Annotated in this window: 15 protein-coding genes and 1 pseudogene; 6 read left to right on the plus strand and 10 right to left on the minus strand. The window is 33.8% G+C overall.

The window, feature by feature from the left end:
* Positions 1-131 precede the first annotated feature (131 nt).
* A complete protein-coding gene (locus ACFQ0V_RS08565; RefSeq protein WP_381012283.1) occupies positions 132-539 on the plus strand; it encodes a hypothetical protein in 408 nt (135 codons plus the stop codon).
* 454 nt (positions 540-993) lie between these two features.
* On the opposite strand, the gene ACFQ0V_RS08570 is transcribed toward ACFQ0V_RS08565, so the two are convergent.
* Positions 994-1,185 carry a hypothetical protein gene (locus tag ACFQ0V_RS08570; protein ID WP_381012285.1) on the minus strand — a complete coding sequence of 64 codons (192 nt, stop codon included), beginning with the start codon at positions 1,183-1,185 and terminating at the stop codon, positions 994-996.
* Positions 1,186-1,210: 25 nt separating this feature from the next.
* On the minus strand, positions 1,211-2,152 hold the full coding sequence (locus ACFQ0V_RS08575; RefSeq protein WP_381012288.1) for a hypothetical protein: 942 nt from the start codon (positions 2,150-2,152) through the stop codon (positions 1,211-1,213).
* 127 nt (positions 2,153-2,279) lie between these two features.
* Here ACFQ0V_RS08575 and ACFQ0V_RS08580 point away from each other — a divergent pair.
* A protein-coding gene (locus ACFQ0V_RS08580; RefSeq protein WP_381012291.1) for an IS3 family transposase occupies positions 2,280-3,418 on the plus strand; the annotation gives its coding sequence in 2 pieces (ribosomal slippage) (positions 2,280-2,508 and positions 2,508-3,418; 1,140 coding nt in all).
* A 935-nt stretch (positions 3,419-4,353) separates the two neighbouring features.
* Here ACFQ0V_RS08580 and ACFQ0V_RS08585 read toward each other — a convergent pair.
* The 7 genes and pseudogenes from ACFQ0V_RS08585 to ACFQ0V_RS08615 all read right to left on the minus strand — a co-directional run.
* A pseudogene (locus ACFQ0V_RS08585) lies at positions 4,354-4,548 on the minus strand (helix-turn-helix domain-containing protein); the annotation flags it as partial.
* 388 nt (positions 4,549-4,936) lie between these two features.
* Complete coding sequence (locus tag ACFQ0V_RS08590; protein WP_381012294.1) at positions 4,937-6,289, minus strand: hypothetical protein; 1,353 nt, start codon at positions 6,287-6,289, stop codon at positions 4,937-4,939.
* A gap of 236 nt (positions 6,290-6,525) precedes the next feature.
* A complete protein-coding gene (locus ACFQ0V_RS08595) occupies positions 6,526-7,602 on the minus strand; it encodes an RNA-guided endonuclease InsQ/TnpB family protein (RefSeq protein WP_381012297.1) in 1,077 nt (358 codons plus the stop codon).
* Positions 7,603-7,606: 4 nt separating this feature from the next.
* Positions 7,607-7,795 (minus strand): hypothetical protein, encoded by a 189-nt coding sequence (locus tag ACFQ0V_RS08600; protein ID WP_381012299.1) that lies wholly within the window; start codon positions 7,793-7,795, stop codon positions 7,607-7,609.
* A 7-nt stretch (positions 7,796-7,802) separates the two neighbouring features.
* A complete protein-coding gene (tnpA, locus tag ACFQ0V_RS08605; RefSeq protein WP_381012302.1) occupies positions 7,803-8,201 on the minus strand; it encodes an IS200/IS605 family transposase in 399 nt (132 codons plus the stop codon).
* A gap of 746 nt (positions 8,202-8,947) precedes the next feature.
* The gene (locus tag ACFQ0V_RS08610; protein WP_381012305.1) at positions 8,948-9,235 is read right to left on the minus strand and encodes a hypothetical protein; all 288 of its coding nucleotides are present in this window, start codon (positions 9,233-9,235) and stop codon (positions 8,948-8,950) included.
* A 416-nt stretch (positions 9,236-9,651) separates the two neighbouring features.
* Entirely contained in the window at positions 9,652-10,446 is a 795-nt protein-coding gene (locus ACFQ0V_RS08615) for a hypothetical protein (RefSeq protein ID WP_381012307.1), read from the minus strand.
* A gap of 782 nt (positions 10,447-11,228) precedes the next feature.
* Here ACFQ0V_RS08615 and ACFQ0V_RS08620 point away from each other — a divergent pair.
* Positions 11,229-12,266, plus strand: a complete 1,038-nt coding sequence (locus tag ACFQ0V_RS08620; protein WP_381012310.1) for a replication initiation protein — start codon at positions 11,229-11,231, stop codon at positions 12,264-12,266.
* Positions 12,267-12,384: 118 nt separating this feature from the next.
* Here the strand turns inward: ACFQ0V_RS08620 and ACFQ0V_RS08625 are convergent, their stop codons facing one another.
* Positions 12,385-12,969: a recombinase family protein gene (locus tag ACFQ0V_RS08625; RefSeq protein WP_381012313.1), complete on the minus strand. Its 585-nt coding sequence runs from the start codon at positions 12,967-12,969 to the stop codon at positions 12,385-12,387.
* A 373-nt stretch (positions 12,970-13,342) separates the two neighbouring features.
* Between ACFQ0V_RS08625 and ACFQ0V_RS08630 the strand changes: the two genes are divergently transcribed.
* The 3 genes from ACFQ0V_RS08630 to ACFQ0V_RS08640 all read left to right on the plus strand — a co-directional run bounded on the left by ACFQ0V_RS08630 (position 13,343) and on the right by ACFQ0V_RS08640 (position 19,196).
* On the plus strand, positions 13,343-14,149 hold the full coding sequence (locus ACFQ0V_RS08630) for a ParA family protein (protein WP_381012316.1): 807 nt from the start codon (positions 13,343-13,345) through the stop codon (positions 14,147-14,149).
* Positions 14,150-14,166: 17 nt separating this feature from the next.
* A complete protein-coding gene (locus ACFQ0V_RS08635) occupies positions 14,167-14,412 on the plus strand; it encodes a hypothetical protein (RefSeq protein ID WP_381012319.1) in 246 nt (81 codons plus the stop codon).
* 92 nt (positions 14,413-14,504) lie between these two features.
* On the plus strand, positions 14,505-19,196 hold the full coding sequence (locus ACFQ0V_RS08640) for a DEAD/DEAH box helicase (RefSeq protein ID WP_381012322.1): 4,692 nt from the start codon (positions 14,505-14,507) through the stop codon (positions 19,194-19,196).
* The last annotated feature ends 547 nt before the right edge of the window (positions 19,197-19,743 follow it).

A 19,743-nucleotide genomic window follows, 5' to 3' on the forward strand; every position in this document is an offset into this window, starting at 1 on the left:
ATAGATTATCTCGGATAGGTGGGGAATTTTAAACCGTTATTATTGAGGATTTTAACACCGATATTCACAAACCGAAAACAACGGAGAAAGAAACGGGAAATTTAGTTATAACACGTGATGAATATGCAAAAATGCGGGAAATAGTTCATTCAGCAGCAAGCATAAAAAGTGATTATGAACGATTGCAGCAAACGGATCTAGTTCAAGAAAATAAGGAATTGAAACAAATTGCTATAAATACCTTGAAGGAAAATAAGCAGTTAAAACATAAAAATGAACATCTTCAGAAAGAGCAAATGCGTTTGAGTTGGGATAATACGCTCTTAAAAGAGCATATTGGCGATTTAAAGGCCGAAATCAAATTAATCTATCAAAGTACCAAGAATCTATTAAAAGACCTTACGAGCGATTTACGGACGTTTAAGGGTGTGTTTAATCTCTTGGTAGATAAAATAAAAGAGAAAAATACTGAAACTGAATTTGAGAAATTAGCTAAAGTTGAAAAACGTCATGAAAGAAATGATGAACTTGAAAGATAAAGGACATAAAAAAATGACCTTTATCTTTTTTATTTTTTGGTTTTTTGTCTTGAAAAAAATTTTTGGAGATGAGAAAAGGGGGGCTACTACGACTTCTGCTGACTTCTCACATTCCAGTCTTACATCTCTGTAAGAGTTTGGTATGATCTCCCCAGTTAAGGTGCGAACTCTCTCTCCATTTATCTGCCATATATACAACATGTAGTTATTCCAATGACCATAGGACTTCAGCTTCTTTTGCAACCTTATCCCTACATGCCGCCTCTTATATGATTTCTGTTCGTCAGACCAGAGATTTGCCGCCAACTTCCAGATTCCATGTCGCCATGGACACCCTTGTTCTTGGCACAGCTATTAGGTCACACTCAGGACTACCCATACTGAGCGAACAAAAAACGTCTCCCCTTAATTGGAGAGACGTTCCTAAAATTTTTTTAGGCATCAAGTAAATAAATTACGTTTTTTCATTAAGTTTATTCAATATTTCACTTAATCCCAACGCCATAAATCCGTTTATTATAACTAATATAGAGAATAGTATACCCATCGAATTAGATTCGGATGATAAAATTAAACCAATAATAAATATTAAACCACCAAATGTCATTATAAATCCAGATGCTGCCAGAATTACTGCTATTTTCATTTATTCACCTCTAGCTGTAATCTCGTTATCTACCAACTGTAAAATTTCTTTCTAATATATATTGTTTCTCTGAATATGAAACGTTTATTGAAGCAGGGCCGATAGAAATACCATTAACTATACTTTGCCAATTAGCTGCATAGTTACCTGCAATAATTTCCTTGTCACCAGTATATCTATTTGAGTAGTAAACATCAACTTGATATTTCCCCCTAAACCTATTTGCGCTTGAAGGCACGTTATACACACTTCCATAAATGTTATACTTATTTAATGTAAAATATTTTCGTGGCATCCAGTATTTATTAATGGAATTCCAACTTTCTTGATATGCTACATCTGAATTTACCTTCTTTGTACCAGTCCCTTTCCAAGCTAAACCAATACGATCATTATAACTGTTTGAGCCTTTTGGGAACTCAAAATTATATGTAAACCTGTAAAGGTGATTAGATCCAGATTTACCTAAATAACTTATTGCTAAATTCCCTTCAAAACACCCAGTTAAAAATGCACATTGGCTTATATTAGAAGCTAATGTTGAAAATCCACCATTGAAATCAGGAACTCGGGATACCTCGTTTAGGTCAATGATCTCCTTAGAAACAAGTTGATTATTTTTATCATATTCCTTGACTGTTAACGTGTACATATCTGATTCTGGTGCTTTTCCTCCTGATGTAACAATAGCCAATTTAGTTTCATACATCAAGGTATCTGTATCATGACCCATCAAAACCAATATTTCATCTAATTCAGACTCCGTTAAATTTTCCGACATTTTTATATCAACCGGTTTAACCCTGCCGTCTCTCAATATTGAGACCTCTAAATTTTCATTTATTTCAATAGTGTTAATAACTTCTTCATTATCCCAATCTATATCTTCTTCAAAAGCAGAAGCATAGGAAGAACTAATAAAAATTGTAGCGATCCCCCATAAAATACTAAATAATATTTTTTTCATTTTATTTCTCCTCTTTCACTATAAGCTTAACATTCTTTAAACTCAGGTTATTGAATGTAGTATAGATACATGGACACAACTTGGTTAAGTCATTAAAATTGAATTAACGAAAGGTCGTGTCCGAATTATGAGTCGAAAACGTTATAACCAAGAATTCAAACAAACAGTAGTTGAGCTTTATCGCTCAGGTACGCCGGTCAGTCAACTCTCTAGCGAATATGGTGTGTCAGAAGTAACGATTTACAAATGGATCAAGCAGCTTTCTCCGATTGAAGGAACAACACAGGAATTAACTGTGTCGGATGTAGAAGCGATCCAAAAGGAAAATCTTCGTTTAAAGCAGGAGCTTGAAATTTTAAAAAAGGCTATGACCATATTCGCGAGAAAATAGATGAGCAGGAACTGATTGACTATATTGAAAGTGAAAGCGAACATCAGCCAGTCCAAGTGATGTGTCGTGTTTTAAAGATACCGAGAAGTACGTACTATGATTCATTTCATAAGAAACCTAACAGCTACCATGTCGCCAATGAAGAGCTACTTGAACAAATTAGAGCTATTCATCAAGAAAGTAAAGGTCGCTATGGTGCGCCAAAAATTCATAGAAAACTTTTAAAAGAAGGCTATTCTTGTAGTCTGAAAAGAGTTCAACGTCTTATGAAAGAAGCAGGCATTCGATCAAACATTACAAAGAAATATCGTCCAACGTCATCACAAACACCAGTAGAAGAACATGAAAACGTACTCGAACAAGACTTTACAACGATGTCTATTAATGAGAAATGGGTAGCCGATATTACCTATATTCATACGCTCCGTCATGGCTGGTGTTATCTAGCATCCATACTGGATCTGCACACGAAAAAGGTAGTTGGTTATAAATTTTCTCGTACGATGACAACCGAACTGGTGCTTGAAGCATTGGAGAACGCTGTCAACGCTCAAAAGCCAGGACCTGGACTCATTTTACATACAGATCTAGGTACGCAATATACAAGCGAAGCGTTTCAAGAACGACTAAAAAAGTACGAAATGATTCCGTCATTCAGTCGTAAAGGATGCCCTTATGACAACGCATGTATTGAATCCTTTCATGCCACACTGAAAAAAGAAGAAGTCTATCAAACTCAATACGAAAGCTTTGAGACTGCGAGAATCGCCCTCTTTCAGTACATAGAGGGCTGGTATAATCGCAAACGAATTCATGGCAGCATCGGTTATATCACGCCAGATGAGTATGAACAAATGTGTCGCAAACCAGCGTAACACAAGGGGTAACCGCAACTTCCCCTCCACATTTTCCAGGCACAACATCCATGGGCTTCTTTCTCCACGTCCCAAGTAGGTCGTCAAAGGCTCTTTTCACTTTGACAATCTGCTTGGGATGTGGAACACTGCATGAATGGTTGTTGTGCAGAAAACAACTTAATCTTTTTGTGTCCGGAATCTTGACATAGATCCAAACATTATAGATAAAAGACCGAAAATACAACTTCCTTATAGGTTTTGCGTAATATTATAGATCTGTCTTATATACCTTATAGGTTTATCTATAACATTATAGATTTATCTTATATACCTTATAGGTTTATCTATAATATTATAGATTTATCTTATATACCTTATAGGTTTATCTATAATATTATAGATTTATCTTATATACCTTATAGGTTTATCTATAATATTATAGATTCGCCTTATATACTTCGAATGATCTTTTCATTCGCTTTCTATAATGTTTTGATGCTTTCTTATAGATATAATCGATTTGTTTTTTTACCCAAATTATAATATTAAGTTAGCCACTTAGATAAAATTCAGTGTATGTATTGGAGCTGACAATTTTCCCTCTCTCTTGACCAAGGGGTTTTGATCTTGACTTTGGTTTGATGAGATGAGATTAGGCTAGTCTAGCCAATTCTTGTTCAAAGAGAATTATTGGCTGCTGATCGTTTCGAAATGCTAGTGCCTAAAATTTGACGGTTCTTTTGGACGGTACTTTTCGTCTTCGTATTCCATTCGGTTTTCATTGCCAAGTCAATGTTTCGAACGCTTAGTAACGACTAGTCGATATAGTCGGCTTGTTTTTCCAGTTCGTTTGTCGTTTAACAAATCCAACGACCGCATTAGGTGACCAACCTTTCTTGATGATTTTTTCACAGGCAAACTCAATAAATTCACTTGCCATGAGCAGCTTACTTTTAGCCCCGCAATTTTTTCTGTTTTTTCATATATAACCTATCCCGTTTCGGTAAAGTAGGATTTGAAGGGTTTGCGACCTGTTTTGTTGTACCACGCTTTAGTTCGTTATTAATCGTTTGAGATGCATATCCTAAGCGTCTTGCGATGTCACGATTGGAATATCCTGCAAGATGTAACGCAGCGATCCTATCACGTTCAAAAGGGGTAAAGGTGGCTCAGTTTTAGATTAACAGATACAATTCTACAACTTGCCTTTATTTCTTACGTATAAAAGTTTTTAAATAGTTGCATATAATCGAGGAGTTATCCTTATACTATAAATAGTAAGGGCGAGTTAAAGCGAATTCCCTCTTAGTCAGAAGAGTGGAGCGTACCAAACAACTCTTACCCTTTCTATTAAAGTTCCTTTTCATATAGTAGCGGAAACTACTATTTCTTTTATTCCTTTTTTATCACAATCTGGACGTGCTCATAAAGAGCAGAAAAACACCTCATGTAAAGAGGTGTTTTTACTTTTAAAATATCGAGTAGTCTACAATCTGATTTATTCAAGCCGCTTTATCGCTTAAGGTTTACTGCATTTTAAACGTGTAAGTGATTATTTGAACACTTGAGATTCATTCTATATTCTTTTATAATTTGGCTTATATAAGATTTAGAAAGATTCGTTTTTCTTGCTATGTCGATCTGTTTGTAGCCTTGCTGGAACAAGTCTACTACTGTATTAAAGTTTTCTATTTTTTGGGCTTCACGCTTAGTGAGGCCTTCTTTGTTTCGACGAGCTTTTCTCTCCTTCTCATTTCTTCGATTACTTTTCGTCTTGTTGGAAATTAATGTTTTTAAGTGTTTCTCTTCCTCTTCAGTAATATCATATAAACGTAATAACGTAGATGTCTTATAACGATAACCATGTTCTTGATTTACCTCTTCGCTCATAATCGCTCTATTTTCTGAGGATTGAATTAAATTAAGAACCTCCTCTTCTTCTAAGGGCTCCAGAAATCGACTATTCAATTCAATTGTCTCTTTCCTCGCTGCCCCTATCTGACACCTTTTCGTTTTCATTTGATAATAATGATACACAAATAAAAAGTTGTTTCGAGAACCTCTCACATCAAAATTCCTTAATTCGATTAACTTTTCTATATCTTGTAACCTTGCTACGAACAAAGTATATGGATTATACAGCCTTTTAATCTTGCCGCCTTTAGGGCGAGTCGTCGGATCAAGATGTGATTTTCTTTTCGGCTTTGTATCCACTTTATCTTTTTCAAAAGGCACAAATTCGAAAAAATCTTCCAACTCATAATATGCCTCTTCGTTATAACAAAGTATTTCCGCTCTTTTACCTGCTTTTGTATTGTATGTTCCTGGAATTCTAAATGGCTGATCTAACGCTTTAGCAACTGCATCCGAACCATAATTTTTGAGTAAATTACATATATGATTTTGGATTTGTTTAGTCTTTTTTAGAACTTTGCGACTTTTTCCTTGTAAGTGATTCACACACCAAATCGCATAACATCCTCGTCCACTTGAAACAAAGAATGTATATGGAGGAAGTAATTTCTTTCGAATCAAATTATCCAAATACCTTTGTGTCGCTTTCAAACTTTTTTTCTTCGTATAGATATCTAAATCAACGTAAAATGCATTGATTTGCCTTAAATCTCCTTGCTTTCTTGTCCCCGCTCTATAATAAGTATTAAAACTCATGTATTGATCTAAACTTTTATTATTTATTTCAATACAGTTATACAGGCCAATTAGATTGCTGTTGAGATGGAAGGATTTTGAAACCCAATTCTTTTCTTGTTTTTTGTTATTATTCTGACCGGAAACATTCGGTATTTGATGCTCATTGTTTTTGCTTTTTGAACCATATGATACATAACCACAATCTACTGAGTATTCATTTCCTCGAAAGAATAACAAATCAATATATTGTTCTAGTGTTAATCCTGCACCGACTGGTGTATCTTTCGTGAGCGTTGCTATATAGTATTTCTCGGCTGATTGAGACTCCCACGTCTAAAGACGCAAGCCCTAAACCTTACGGTTTAACGGGTGGGATTCTTGAGTGACTAAGCGTTCGCAGTCCATTTCTGTTTTAAACAGTCCTCAAGATTAGGGTATCTCATTACCCCTCATAGGGCAGAACATATAGTTCCCTATGCTGATTGACTTTTACCATCAACCACAGGTGCATAACGAATATTCATTGCACCAATAATATCTCTATGTCCTACGAATCCGCATTTACACTTGTATTTTCTGTCTTGTGCTTTGTTTCTTTCGGAACACTTAGGGCATATTTGACTTGTGTATGCAGGATTAACATATTCAACTTTAATACCTTCTAATTTAGCCTTGTATTCAATGAATTGAGATAGGCGATAGAATGACCATGTGTGCAAATTCTTTTCGTTTTTACGACTTGTTCTTGTCGTCTGTCTAATATTTGCTAATCGTTCTAAACGAATGACAGAAATTTTATTCTCCCTAGCAAAATTAACAATCGCACGACTTACTTTGTGGTCTTTATCTTCCATCCAACGTTGTTCCTTGTTGTTTATTTTACGGATAGCATTTAACTTTTTCTTTTCTGCTAATTTTTTACGAACCGAACGGAATTTCCTTTTCTTGAATTTATTTTGTCTACCATTACCAAAAAAACGCACTTTCTCATCATCGGTCACAGCAACAGCAGGTACTTTTAGTCCTAAATCTACTCCCATGACCTTCAATCCTGTTTTTTGAGTAGTAGGAATAGTTACGGAAATTTGTGCAATCCATTTATTCGCCTTTTTTGTGATACGCAATGCACCTAATTTGTGTTTAAGCAAATCGAAAATTCGGTTATTTCTATCAATCAATAAGGCACGAATAGGTGTTTTCTTCGCTTTACCGTCAATCATAATCGGCAAAGAAATGTGAGTAAAATCAAAAGAATAGTTTTGATTGTTCCAAATACACATAGGTTTATTTAAGACTGGAACGGTTTCAAATCTTGTTTTCTTTGCCTTCTTGAAAACACTTTTGGCATCTTTAATCGCTTGGTTTTTTACCGCACTTGGCAAAGATACATCAATGTTCTTACTTGTTTTCTTAGTACTTTTCTTTTCTTTCACCATTTCAGATACAAGATTATTTATTGTTGAAATATATGTTCTACTCATTTCAGTCAAAATTACAGCCTGTTCCTTAGTAGGTAGCAATTTAATTTTTACAGTGATTGTTTGCGACATATTTTCACTTCCTTTTTAATTTGCACTCAATGATTGAAATTTCTTGTTCAGTTTTCCATATTTCCTCTGCTAATGCTGATTTTGGTGTCCCTTGTTGAATCATTTTATATCCAAATAATAAATTATCTTGCTTTTCCAAAAGCATATCTTCTAATTGACTCTTATTTTTTCCTTTTAAGTCTTTAAATTGCAATATATTTTCACCCCCTTGTTTTTTGTTGTTCAACATATCGCTTTATCGTTTGACTTGATACATTTCCAGCAGTAGAAATAAAATAAGAACGTGTCCATAAACTCTGCAAGTGTCGTAGGTGCGGAAATTCTTCTCGCAACTGTTTAGATGTCACTCCTTTAATTTTTGCCATGATATTTGAAGGACTTAATGTAGGTGGTGCATTGAGAAACATATGAGTATGGTCTTTGTCGCACTCTAAAGCAATCACTTTTATCTTCATAGACTCGCATATTTCGTACACCATTTCTTTGAATCTCTTTTCTACTTTATCATTAAGAAATATCTTTCTTCTGTATCGAGGACAAAAAACAAAATGATAGTTAATTAACGAAACGGTTGTGGTTGTTCTTCTATACTTTTCCATAACTTTATCGTATCAGTTTATACCATTAACTGCAACAAAAATACGAAAGGAATTTTCAAATACTTGAAGCACCACTAAACCTTACGGTTAAAATTGGCACTTCGTATTTGACCTCACTATCATCCCATCCCTAAAGGGGGTGCTATCGCACCGTAATGGGCTTTCTCGTTCGGAAAATCTGTAATCAAATTTTTCTTGCTGCTTCTTAAATGCATTCAACGATTTTTCATATACTTCTGTTGCTCTAACGTTTAAAGCAAGCATTATCAATTCCTCCTCACTATTTGAACCCTTATCCTGTGAAATAATAGTTTCGCATATGAGTCCAAAACCTATAATTGTGCTTATTATAGAAAGTAAAGAGAAAATTTATGCATTCTTTTCATTGTTCAATAAAAAAGATATAAAAAGTGCAGTATCCATTCAAGATAAAACAATAGTTTACCTTGAATGGATACTGCACTTTTTAAAGAATCAAAATCAACAAAGAAGAGATTCAAAACTTATTCTTTGCGGAAAGTATAATCATTCTTTCTACGGATTAAATACTAATAGATGAAAAAATATAAATTCAGTATGACAGTACGACAGTACGAGAATATTTTTTCGCCCCTTAGGATCTGTATGCTTTAGCGCACATTGTCTAGAGGCTTGAAGCAATCCTTTCAAAGCAGGAGGTAAAGAAAAGAATATATCAGTAATCAAGGGGAGCAAATGCTTAGCTTTTAGAATGATTGTTTTAATTTTTAATGAATTACATGAATTCGACCGTCTTCAAAAAGTTCAACAGTCTGATAACTATTCATGAAATCCAATGAATCCACTATAATGCTATCTTCTCTGAGTTTGTTGAAACCATCAAAATATCGTTGACTATCCAAAATTAAATGATAAAAATAAATTTTGTCATTACCTATTATTTTAGAATCTGCCATAACGAAATTATCACCATATTTATCTTTAAAATATTCGCGAGCATTTTCATGACTATCAAATGCAGGAAGTTTAGCTTCATCTTGTCTACTGATTTTCATGTTTAACTACATCCTTTCGATAATTGTAAATTTTAATGTCCATAGTATTTCTCCTTACCAAAAAGAAGTTTTAAGTGCACCATAATGCTTCTCTTTTCTTGAAGGTATAATATTCTAGTTTAAAACAGCTTGCTATGACTCTTATTATAAGTTAGATATTCTATGCAAATAAACCTGCTATAGAAAGTTCACTGAAACACGCTCTTGTATATGGGGAGTGTCTTTTAGGCCCCTACGCTCTGCTTGTTTTAATAGTTACTGTGTAGGGGCCTCCCCAGACTTTTTAGATTTCAAGAAACATTTGATTTATAGGAGATATTAAGAAAGAGCACCTATGTTGAATAGAGCATCTATAGAACACCTGAGATTTTAAAACCCCTCCCATAATAGGGAGGAAATTTGAAAGTTGAATGAGTTTATTTTACAAGATGATCAATCCAACGGCTTCTATGGTTTAAGAATATTGAAAGAACTTTATTAAATTCAATGATATCTAATTCTCTCGTGTTGTTCCATTTGAATATTTTAAGATTTTCAAAAAAATTGTAAGTGTTTTTGTCTTTTAACAATTCAACAATCAATTCATTTTTGGCCCTTTTTTTAGCAGAACGGTCATCATTTTCAATGATAGACTTCACAATTCCCATAAGGGCATCGACAAGCTCCAAACCTATAATTTGATTTTTCCCTTTATATTTAGCTTGTTTGACTTCGAAACCTTCTCCTCTGTACGTTGCTTGTATGTTTAATCGATCTTTTATTTTATTTGTTAAATTCATGTTTCGATACATACTATCATCCTCTATGTAAATGTCTGCGCCAATTGTGGTATATCCTTGATAGAATCTTAACAATCCATAAAAAATTCTTTCTGGAAATTTAGAATAAATCATATTTGTGATTTTGGCATTGTCTTGGCCATGTTCAGAAATTTTGTCATAAATAATGATGTTTAGGCCGATTAAGTTTTTAAACATCATCAATTGATGAATCACGTTTAATATTCTTTCTTTTTCTACAGTGCTGCCTGCATATGATGTCCAGTGCATTTTGTAAGAGCCTTCTAATAACAATTTGTTGTACTGTGTAAGAGCTTCAGATATAAAAATTTGATGAGGAATCATCAAACCACCTATCAAATTCAAGCTTTCTTTATTTTTTCCGCTTTCATCAAAAAATAATAATAACTTATTCAAATCTGTTGTTGTCATTCTTTTCTCTCCTATTGACTTGTTTGATTAATTAGAGTATCTGTGCTAAAATATTCTTACTAGAGGTTGTTCTATAAACCTCATAAGGATAATATGTCCATGGTTTTACTACATGTAATTATTATCTAGATAAACTAGTATTCATGGTGTTTTTACATGATGAAAGTTTATTATTTAATTTTTATACATAGACGGATCGCTGATTAATCAGTGGTCCGTTTTTTATTTCCTCCCTATTCCAAAGTTCACTAAAACACGTTCTTGTATATGGGGAGTGTCTTTTAGGCCCCTACGGTTTGTTTGTCTTTATGGTTATTGTATAAGGCTGCAAAACAGTGAAGTATTACTACTTGATATCTATTTTCTCAAATTAATTGGAATAAGTCATTAATAGAATTAAAGCTGTTCAATTCAATGTCCGTTACAATCACAAGATTAGTTTTATAAGGAACTTTTCCTTTCCTTGTATTTATGATTAGAGATCAACAAATATTTTTTCTATTTATTTTGAGTGCTTATATATATTTTTAATAGATTAATAGATTAATAGATTGTTTTCTCCAAGAATGGCTTAACAGATAGGGTTTGAGGGGTGTAAGTGTAACTTTTCCCCCTTTAAGTGTAACTTTTCCCCCCTTGCGTGTAACTTTCCCCCCCTTATATGTATTTTTTCCCCCCCGACAGCAATCATTAACTGTATCTTGAAAGTGCTTAAATATACAGTTAAACTAAGTAGGAGGAGAGGAAAAGTTTCACTTTACGCTGGGAAAGGAGAAAGGTATATGTATTACCCAAAGAATTTAAAAACAGTTAATGTTTCAGCAGATACACTTTATAAGAAAAGTAACAAGATATCGATGGCTCAAATTAGTAAAGGATTGACCTTACAACAGACACGGATTATAGCCTATGCAATTCATAAAACTCAACAGGACGGTACGTCGTCTTTTCGTAAGAGCGAGATTGAAAAACAATTGGGGAAAGAAATAAAGACTAGTGAGATGCGCCGAGACACCGCTGCATTGATGGATCTTAAATTTTCTTTAACCCTTGCTAATCCAAAAGTATTTGGATTCCTGAATTTCTTTCAAAAAATATCTTACGATCATGGTGAAGTAAACTTTAAGTGGAGCGATGATATGGTGCCACACATCATTGATCTTAAAGAAAAGTACATTACCAATGACTTGCGTATCACATCTAAGTTTATTTCATCATTTAGTTGGACACTTTATGAATATCTAAAAGCTAACTATGGACGATGGTACACTGAAATCACAAAAGAAGAAGCTCTTAATCTATTTGGAGTGTCAGATGTTAAAACATATATCGAAAGGACGGCTAATTTTAAACAAAAAGTTCTGGATGTCGCCATAGAAGAGGTTAATCAGCATACTGAGTACACTGTGTCTTATGAAGATATTAGAAGCGGCCGTGCTATATCTGCTTTCCGTATTACATGGAGCGTTGGAGAAATGGTCAAAAGACCAACAGCTAAGCAGATTAAAGAATCAGAGCGTAGATTAAATCATATCATTGAATTATCTAGCCAAATCGTTATGGAAGCCATGACTGAATTAAGTATGGAAGATATTATAAGTGTTAGAAAGTCTCGTCAAAAGGCAGAAGAAATACACGATAGAGTCACCGAAGATGATATAGAATATGACGATGTGCCTCAGATTTTAAGTCGCTATGTGGTTCCGATGAGTGAACTATTAATGATTGCTGAGAAAGTCAAACTTGCTCCTAAGAGAGAGAAAGAGAAGTATGATTGGATTAGCGGAGAAACTCCTTTGTATGATTGGCTGCATGAGTAGTTATTATCCGACTAATGAAATAAAAAGATAACATTAACCAAAAAACGTTAAAGTTATCTTTTTATTTCATGTTATTCAGTCTAGTCCTACTTTTCACTTAAATAATAGAATAGCACCTTTATATGTCATTTAACTGCTCTTTTGCTTCTATACTTTTTCTTTGGTTGATGTATCGATAGAGTGTGGTCGATCCTATACCAGTAGCATTTTTTATTTCTGATAGCGTGTATTCTTTCGAATCATACATTCTAAGTGCAATTTGAATCTTATTAGGATCCACTTTAGGACGTCCTCCGACTCTTCCCCTTGCTCTTGCCGCATTGAGTCCAGCTTTTGTTCTCTCACTAAGAATATCTCGTTCTAATTCCGCAATTGATGCCATCATACGGAAGAAAAAGCGTCCCATAGGTGATCTAGTATCAATCTGGTCCTCCAACGAGACGAACTCTATCCCCATATCCTCGAACGATTCCACTAATTCGATTAAGTGTCTCGTACTTCTTGATATACGATCTAGTTTATATACCACAACTGTATCTTTTTCTCTTAAAGTATCCAACATTTTTTGAAGTTCTGGGCGACTATTCCTTTTTCCTGAAATTTTCTCTTTAAAAATACGATTACAACCTGCTTTTTTAAGGGCATCCACTTGTAAGTCAAGAGACTGATCTTGAGTACTAACCCGTGCATATCCTATTCTCATTAGCCATCATCCTCCATCGAAATATACTACCATAAAGGGATGTTTATGGATACTTGAAATGGTAGACGTTTTTGGCATAAAAAATACTCCCTTTTGAAGAGATAATAAGAGAGAAAAATGAATGGTCATAAACGGTCGTTTTTGGGGATGCTTATCCACTTTTAAAGCAAATTAAATGAATCACCTCACCCGAAACAATAAAACAAATTACAATACAACAAGTTATTTGTAGTGATAAACACTTTAAAACAAATTAACTATAAACAATAAAACAAATTACAAATAAACTTGTTTTATTGAATACAAATTTCTTTTTTAACAAGTTTTGTGTTAAACTAACCGCAAGAAAGACGAGACTGGAGGAAAAGAGAAGATGGCTACCGTTATTACTTTTGGTAATTTTAAAGGGGGAGTAGGAAAGACAACGAGTGCTTGTATGACGTCGATTCTACTTGCTGAAAAGGGGTACAAAACACTTCATGTTGACTTTGATCCACAAGCAGATAGTACAGAATTTTTAGCAAATGTACATGATTATGAGTTAAAAGAGGATTATATAAGCTTATTTGAATCTTTGAAAGAGGATAGAAGCTTGAAGAGAGCTATTATTTCTATCGCTGACAACTTGAGCCTATTGCCTTCTGGAGCGGATCTAGTCGGATATGAACGGCTTGTACATGAAATTGTAGGAGATCGAGAAGGTACGGAGCATTTTGTTCTCGATGCTTTTCTTACTGAAGTTAGAGCCGACTATGACGTTATCGTGATTGATGTGCCTCCTACCTTAAATGTTTATAATAGTAATGCTCTATTAGCATCGGATGCTGTCGTTGTGGTAATGAAAACTCAGCGAAAGTCTTTGAACGCAACAAGAAAGTACTTAAACTTCATCGAAGAGTTAAATGAAGTGAGAAAACATTATGATTACAATATTCTCAAAGTAGCGGGAGTACTACCTTACCTCCAAAAGAAGTCGAGTCCATTAGATGACGAAATTATCAAAGCCGCGAACGAAGAGTTCAGTGAATTACTGTTCGAAAAGCATATTTTAGAGAGAGAACGAATTAAGCGTTATGACGAAGAGGGGATCTCGTTCAAGCAGATGGACGTACATGATAAGAATGTATTTAAAATGTATCGTGATGTGACAGAAGAATTGTTGCAGCGACTAAATAAATAGAGATAGGGGCGGTTTTAATGAGAAACAATCAAATACATGAAAATATGCAAAAATCAAAAAATACAACAATTCCAAACAAGCGTAATCCGCTACTAGATAACATTAAAACGGAGACTGAAGAGCAAAAAGCAGAAAAATCTCGTGCTGTAAGGATTCGTGAAAGCTCTTTCCAGTATCTTAGAAGGTATGCATTTGAAAACGAAACTACCATGATTGATGCGGTTGAAGAAGCTATCGAACTCCTCAAAAGAAGAGAGAGTTAATGTTTGGAACAAAGACAAGTCAAAGAGTATCTAAAAACAAACAATATTTATTTCAATTAAAGAGATATTAGTGAAAATGGAGTGACTGATAAATGCATACAGAAAGTGCGAAAAGCTTTATCTCATTGGTTCGAGAGATAGATGCAGAAAATAGAGAGCAAAGAGATCGAGGTACTCTATTCGAACATTTAGTAAAGGTCTACCTACAGAACGAAACAATTTATCGTAATTTATTTGATCAAGTATGGATGTTGAATGAGGTTCCTGAGGAATACAATATTCCTAAAGTCGACACAGGTGTAGATTTAGTTGCAAGAAAAACAAAAACAGGGGATTTAGTTGCTATTCAAGCTAAATATTATGATAAAGATACAAGAATTCAAAAATCTCATATAGACTCTTTCCTTAATGAAGTGGGGAAGAAATATTATACCGAGGGATTAATTATCACTACTACTGATAAATGGTCTAAAAATGCTGATGCTGCATTGAGAGATCGAGATAAAAATATTATGCGGATCCCCTTATCCCAATTAAAAGAAAGTCAGATTGATTGGTCGGAATTCACATTTTCTAATCCTAAAAAAGTAGTATTACAAGAAAAGAAAACACCACGTTCACATCAAATACCTGCTATTAACAATGTGATTAAAGGCTTTGAAAAAGAAGATCGTGGAAAATTAATTATGGCCCCAGGAACTGGAAAAACATTTACGTCGATGGCCATAGCGGAAAAAATGGCTGAAAAGAAAGACGGTACATTTAAAGTTCTCTATCTGGTTCCTAGCATTCAGCTACTCTCACAAACATTGAGAGGATGGAACGCTGATATAAATTATACAATGGATTCTATCGCTGTTTGTTCTGATAGAAAGGTAACTAAAGAAAGAATAGGAACAGAAATCGAAGATATTGCTACTACTGATATTGGATTCCCAGCCACTACAAATACAGCCAAGCTTTTAGAATATCAAAAAGTTATAGAAGAACAGCAAAATCAGTCCAAACTCATCACTGTTTTTTCTACTTACCAATCTATTGATGTAATTATTGAAGCACAGCAGCAAGGTTTTTATGAATTTGATTTAGTTGTTTGTGATGAGGCACATAGAACAACAGGTGCAACAGAGCTAGGACAAGAAGGGTCAGCATTTACTAAAGTGCACAGTAATGACAATATTAAGGCAAAGAAAAGACTTTACCAAACAGCAACACCACGTGTCTACGGTGAAGATGCAAAAAGAAAAGCAGTAGAAAAATCAGTTGTTATTGCAGATATGGATGATCCAGATATTTATGGTGAAGAGTTTCATCGCATTGGTTTCGGTGAGGCTATTCGACAAGGGATTCTAACTGATTACAAAGTAATGGTTTTAGCAGTAGACGAAGATGTAATCGCTAGAAGGTTTCAAGATATGTTCTCTAAAACTGAATCAGGACTCCAATTTGATGATGTAACGAAAATTATAGGGTGTTGGAATGGCTTAGTGAAGAGAGATGGAGATACTAATAAAACATTAGGATTGCCGATGAAAAGGGCAATCGCCTTTACAGGTACAATTAAGGAATCCAAAATGATTACAGAAATGTTTTCAACAGTGGTAGATGAATATTTATATAAGGATCAGCATATGTCTGATTCGCAATTTAAGATTGAAATTCAACACGCTGATGGAACAATGAATGCTATTGAAAAAAATGAAAAAATTGATTGGCTCAAGAGCGAAGTGCCTGATAATACTTGTCGAGTATTGTCTAATGCCCGCTTCTTAACAGAAGGTATAGATGTACCAGATTTAGATGCTGTTATGTTTTTAAAGCCCCGTAAATCAAAAATTGACATTGCTCAGGCAGTCGGGCGAGTCATGAGAAAAGCGGAAGGGAAAGATTATGGCTATATTATACTTCCTATTGGGGTCCCAGCAGGTGCAGAAGCCCATTCGATTTTAGATAACAATGAGAAATATGCTGTGGTTTGGGAAATCTTGAACGCATTACGATCTATTGATGAACGGTTTGATGCAACAATTAATAAATTAGAATTAAATAAGAAGAAGCCTAATCAAATCTCGATTATCGGTGTAGGAGATGCCCCTGAGGATGGAGAACTAGAATATCCAGAAAGAGGGGAAATCGCTGAACAATTAGCGTTCGAATTAGATGAAGAAAACTTATCTGATTTAGAAAAAGCTATTTATGGAAAAATTGTTCAAAAAGTCGGTAATGTTCGTTACTGGGAGCAATGGTCAGAAGACGTTGCTAAAATTGCCCAACAGCATATTACACGAATTAATGTCATGCTAGAAGATAAGACAAGCACTGTTTACAAAGAGTTTCAAAAGTTCATGAAAAGTATCCGTCATAACATTAATGATTCAATCTCTGAACAACAAGCCATTGAAATGTTATCACAACATTTAATAACGAAGCCAGTATTTGAGGCATTATTTGAGACCTACAGCTTTGTAAATAATAACCCTGTATCTCAAGCAATGGAATCTATATTAGAGTTGCTGAATAAGCAAGGATTATTAAAGGAACAGGAACAGTTAGAAGATTTCTATGATAGTGTACGAGTACGTGCTGAAGGCATTGATAACTTGAAGGCAAAACAAGACATCATAATTCAACTTTACGACAAGTTCTTTAAAGTCGGTTTTAAGGAAACAACTGAACGATTAGGAATTGTCTTTACACCAACAGAAGTAGTAGATTTTATTATTCACTCTGTCGATGATGTACTTAAAAAATATTTTGGAAAATCTTTAGCTAGTAAAGGTGTCCATGTACTCGATCCATTTACTGGAACAGGAACATTTGTGACAAGATTACTGCAGAGTGGTTTAATACCTAAAGAAGATTTACTAAGAAAATATACACAAGAAATTCATGCGAATGAAATCGTGTTGTTAAGTTATTATATTGCAGCAATCAATATTGAGGAAACTTTCCATAGCTTATATGGTGGAGAATATGTTCCATTTGAAGGTATAGTGCTTACAGATACATTTGAAAGCGCAGAAAAAGAAAATTCTTTTGAGGATATGCTGTTTAATGAAAACAATGAGCGACTGAAGAAACAACAAAAAGAACCGATTTTCGCTATAATTGGTAATCCACCGTATTCGATTGGCCAAACTAATGCGAATGACAACAATCAAAATGTTGTTTATCCCAAGTTAAAAGCAGCTATAGATAATACTTATGCTAAAGAAAGTAAAGCAAATTTAAAAAAATCCTTATATGACACTTATATTCAAGCCTATCGATGGTCAACGGATCGTATTAGAGATAAAGGTATTATTGGATTTGTAACAAATGGCTCATTCATAGATAGTCAAGCAACTGACGGCTTAAGGAAGTCCTGGTATGAAGAATTTAACCATATTTATATATTTAATTTAAGAGGGGATGCTAGGACATCTGGTGAACAAAGAAGGAAAGAGTCAGGAAATATTTTTGGTGAAGGAACTCGAACACCAATAGCAATCACAATTCTTGTAAAAGACGGTTCTAAGAATCATCAAATTCACTATCATGATATTGGAGATTATTTAAATAGAAAAGAAAAGCTAAATATTATATCTAAAACAAAATCGATTGAAAATATTGAATGGACCAACATTATACCAGATGAAAACAATGATTGGATTAATCAACGTGATAAAAATTATCAAAAATACCCGGGGATGGACAACGATTATTTTAATGCAAGGGCCGTGGGTGTTAGTACAAATAGAGATATTTGGGTATATGGATTTAGTAAAAAAGAAACGATTAAGAATACTAATAAGATGGTCGAAAATTATAATAGTGAAGTAAAAAAGCATCGGAATATAACAGATAAAAGTGATAAATTAGCCTTAAGAAGAATGGATGACACCTATATTAAGTGGACTGTTAAACTAAATAATAAATTTGTTCAAAACGAGATATTGGACGTTGATTTAAATAAAGTGAGGTTGAGTATGTACCGTCCTTTTACAAAAAAATGGTTGTTTTATGATGAAGATATCATAGAGCGACCAGGACAATATAAGGACATCATGGGATTAGAGAATAAGTTAATTTATATTACAGGTAAAGGTGCTAGCAGGGATTTTTCAGCTCTCGTAATTGATGAAGTTCCTAACTTAGATTTAATGGAAAAAGGACAAGGTTTTTTAAGGTATATTCATGATAATGATGGACTGTTCAAAGATCAAACATCTAATATTCATGAACAAATCAAAGAAATACTAAATTTAACAGATGACCAAATATTTTCATACGTTTATGCTGTCTTGCATTCACCAGAATATAAAGAAAAATATAAATCTGATTTGCAAAAAAACTTTCCTAGAATTCCAATTTTAAAAAACAAACAAGAATTTGTTGAAATTGGTAAGAAGCTAATTGAATTACATTTGAATTACGAAATCATAGAACCCTATTCTGACGTTGATGTAGAAATAAATAAACAAACACCTTCATACAAAGTTAAAAAAATGCGTTTTCCAAAAAGAAATGAAAAAGAAACCATAATTTTTAATAGTGATATCAGAATAAGTAACATTCCAGAAAAAGCTTACGAATATGTAGTAAATGGACGTTCTGCCATAGAGTGGATTATGGATCAGTATCAAGTTAAAACGGATAAAAAGTCAGGTATAACTGATGATCCTAACTTATATTCAGAGGATGAAAAATACATTTTTAATTTGTTACTCAGTATTATCAATTTATCAGTTCAAACTGTTGATTTGGTTAACAGTTTGCCGCCTTTAGAAATAATAGATGAGTAACTCGTATGTAATTGAGATATCTTATAAGCCATAACTAATATCAATTCGTAAGCAACAATAATTAAGAGGTTGGGATAAAATCTCTATAATCCTCTTAACGCATGAAATTAAAGGTTAAAACCTTGAATTCATGCGTTTTCTATTTCAGGATCTTTTATTTTCCTATTATATTTTAACTTATGTCCCAACCTCAAACATTGATATTTGTTGCATCGCTATTAATCAACTTCAATTATACCGAACATCTTTATAAATGAATATTAGTATACTGCTAAATAGACGACTATAAACGCTAAAATTAGGTAATAGATCAAATTTACCTCACTATCCGTAAAAGTGTACATTTATGTAAAGCCTCTTAACGTAGGAAATATCGCATCTCATTGTGTCAAATTTGCTTAGTGCGTTTTTTATACGTTGGGTTGGCAACACCCTTATAGAATATGCATCTATAATATTAGATACGACTCTTCTGGATAATTGGATCTATGTCAATATCTTGGACACAAAAATGTTAAGTCTTTGTCAGAAACGGCATCCATTCATG

This window comes from Savagea faecisuis (assembly GCF_042675605.1).
Classification (GTDB): Bacteria; Bacillota; Bacilli; order Bacillales_A; family Planococcaceae; genus Savagea; species Savagea faecisuis.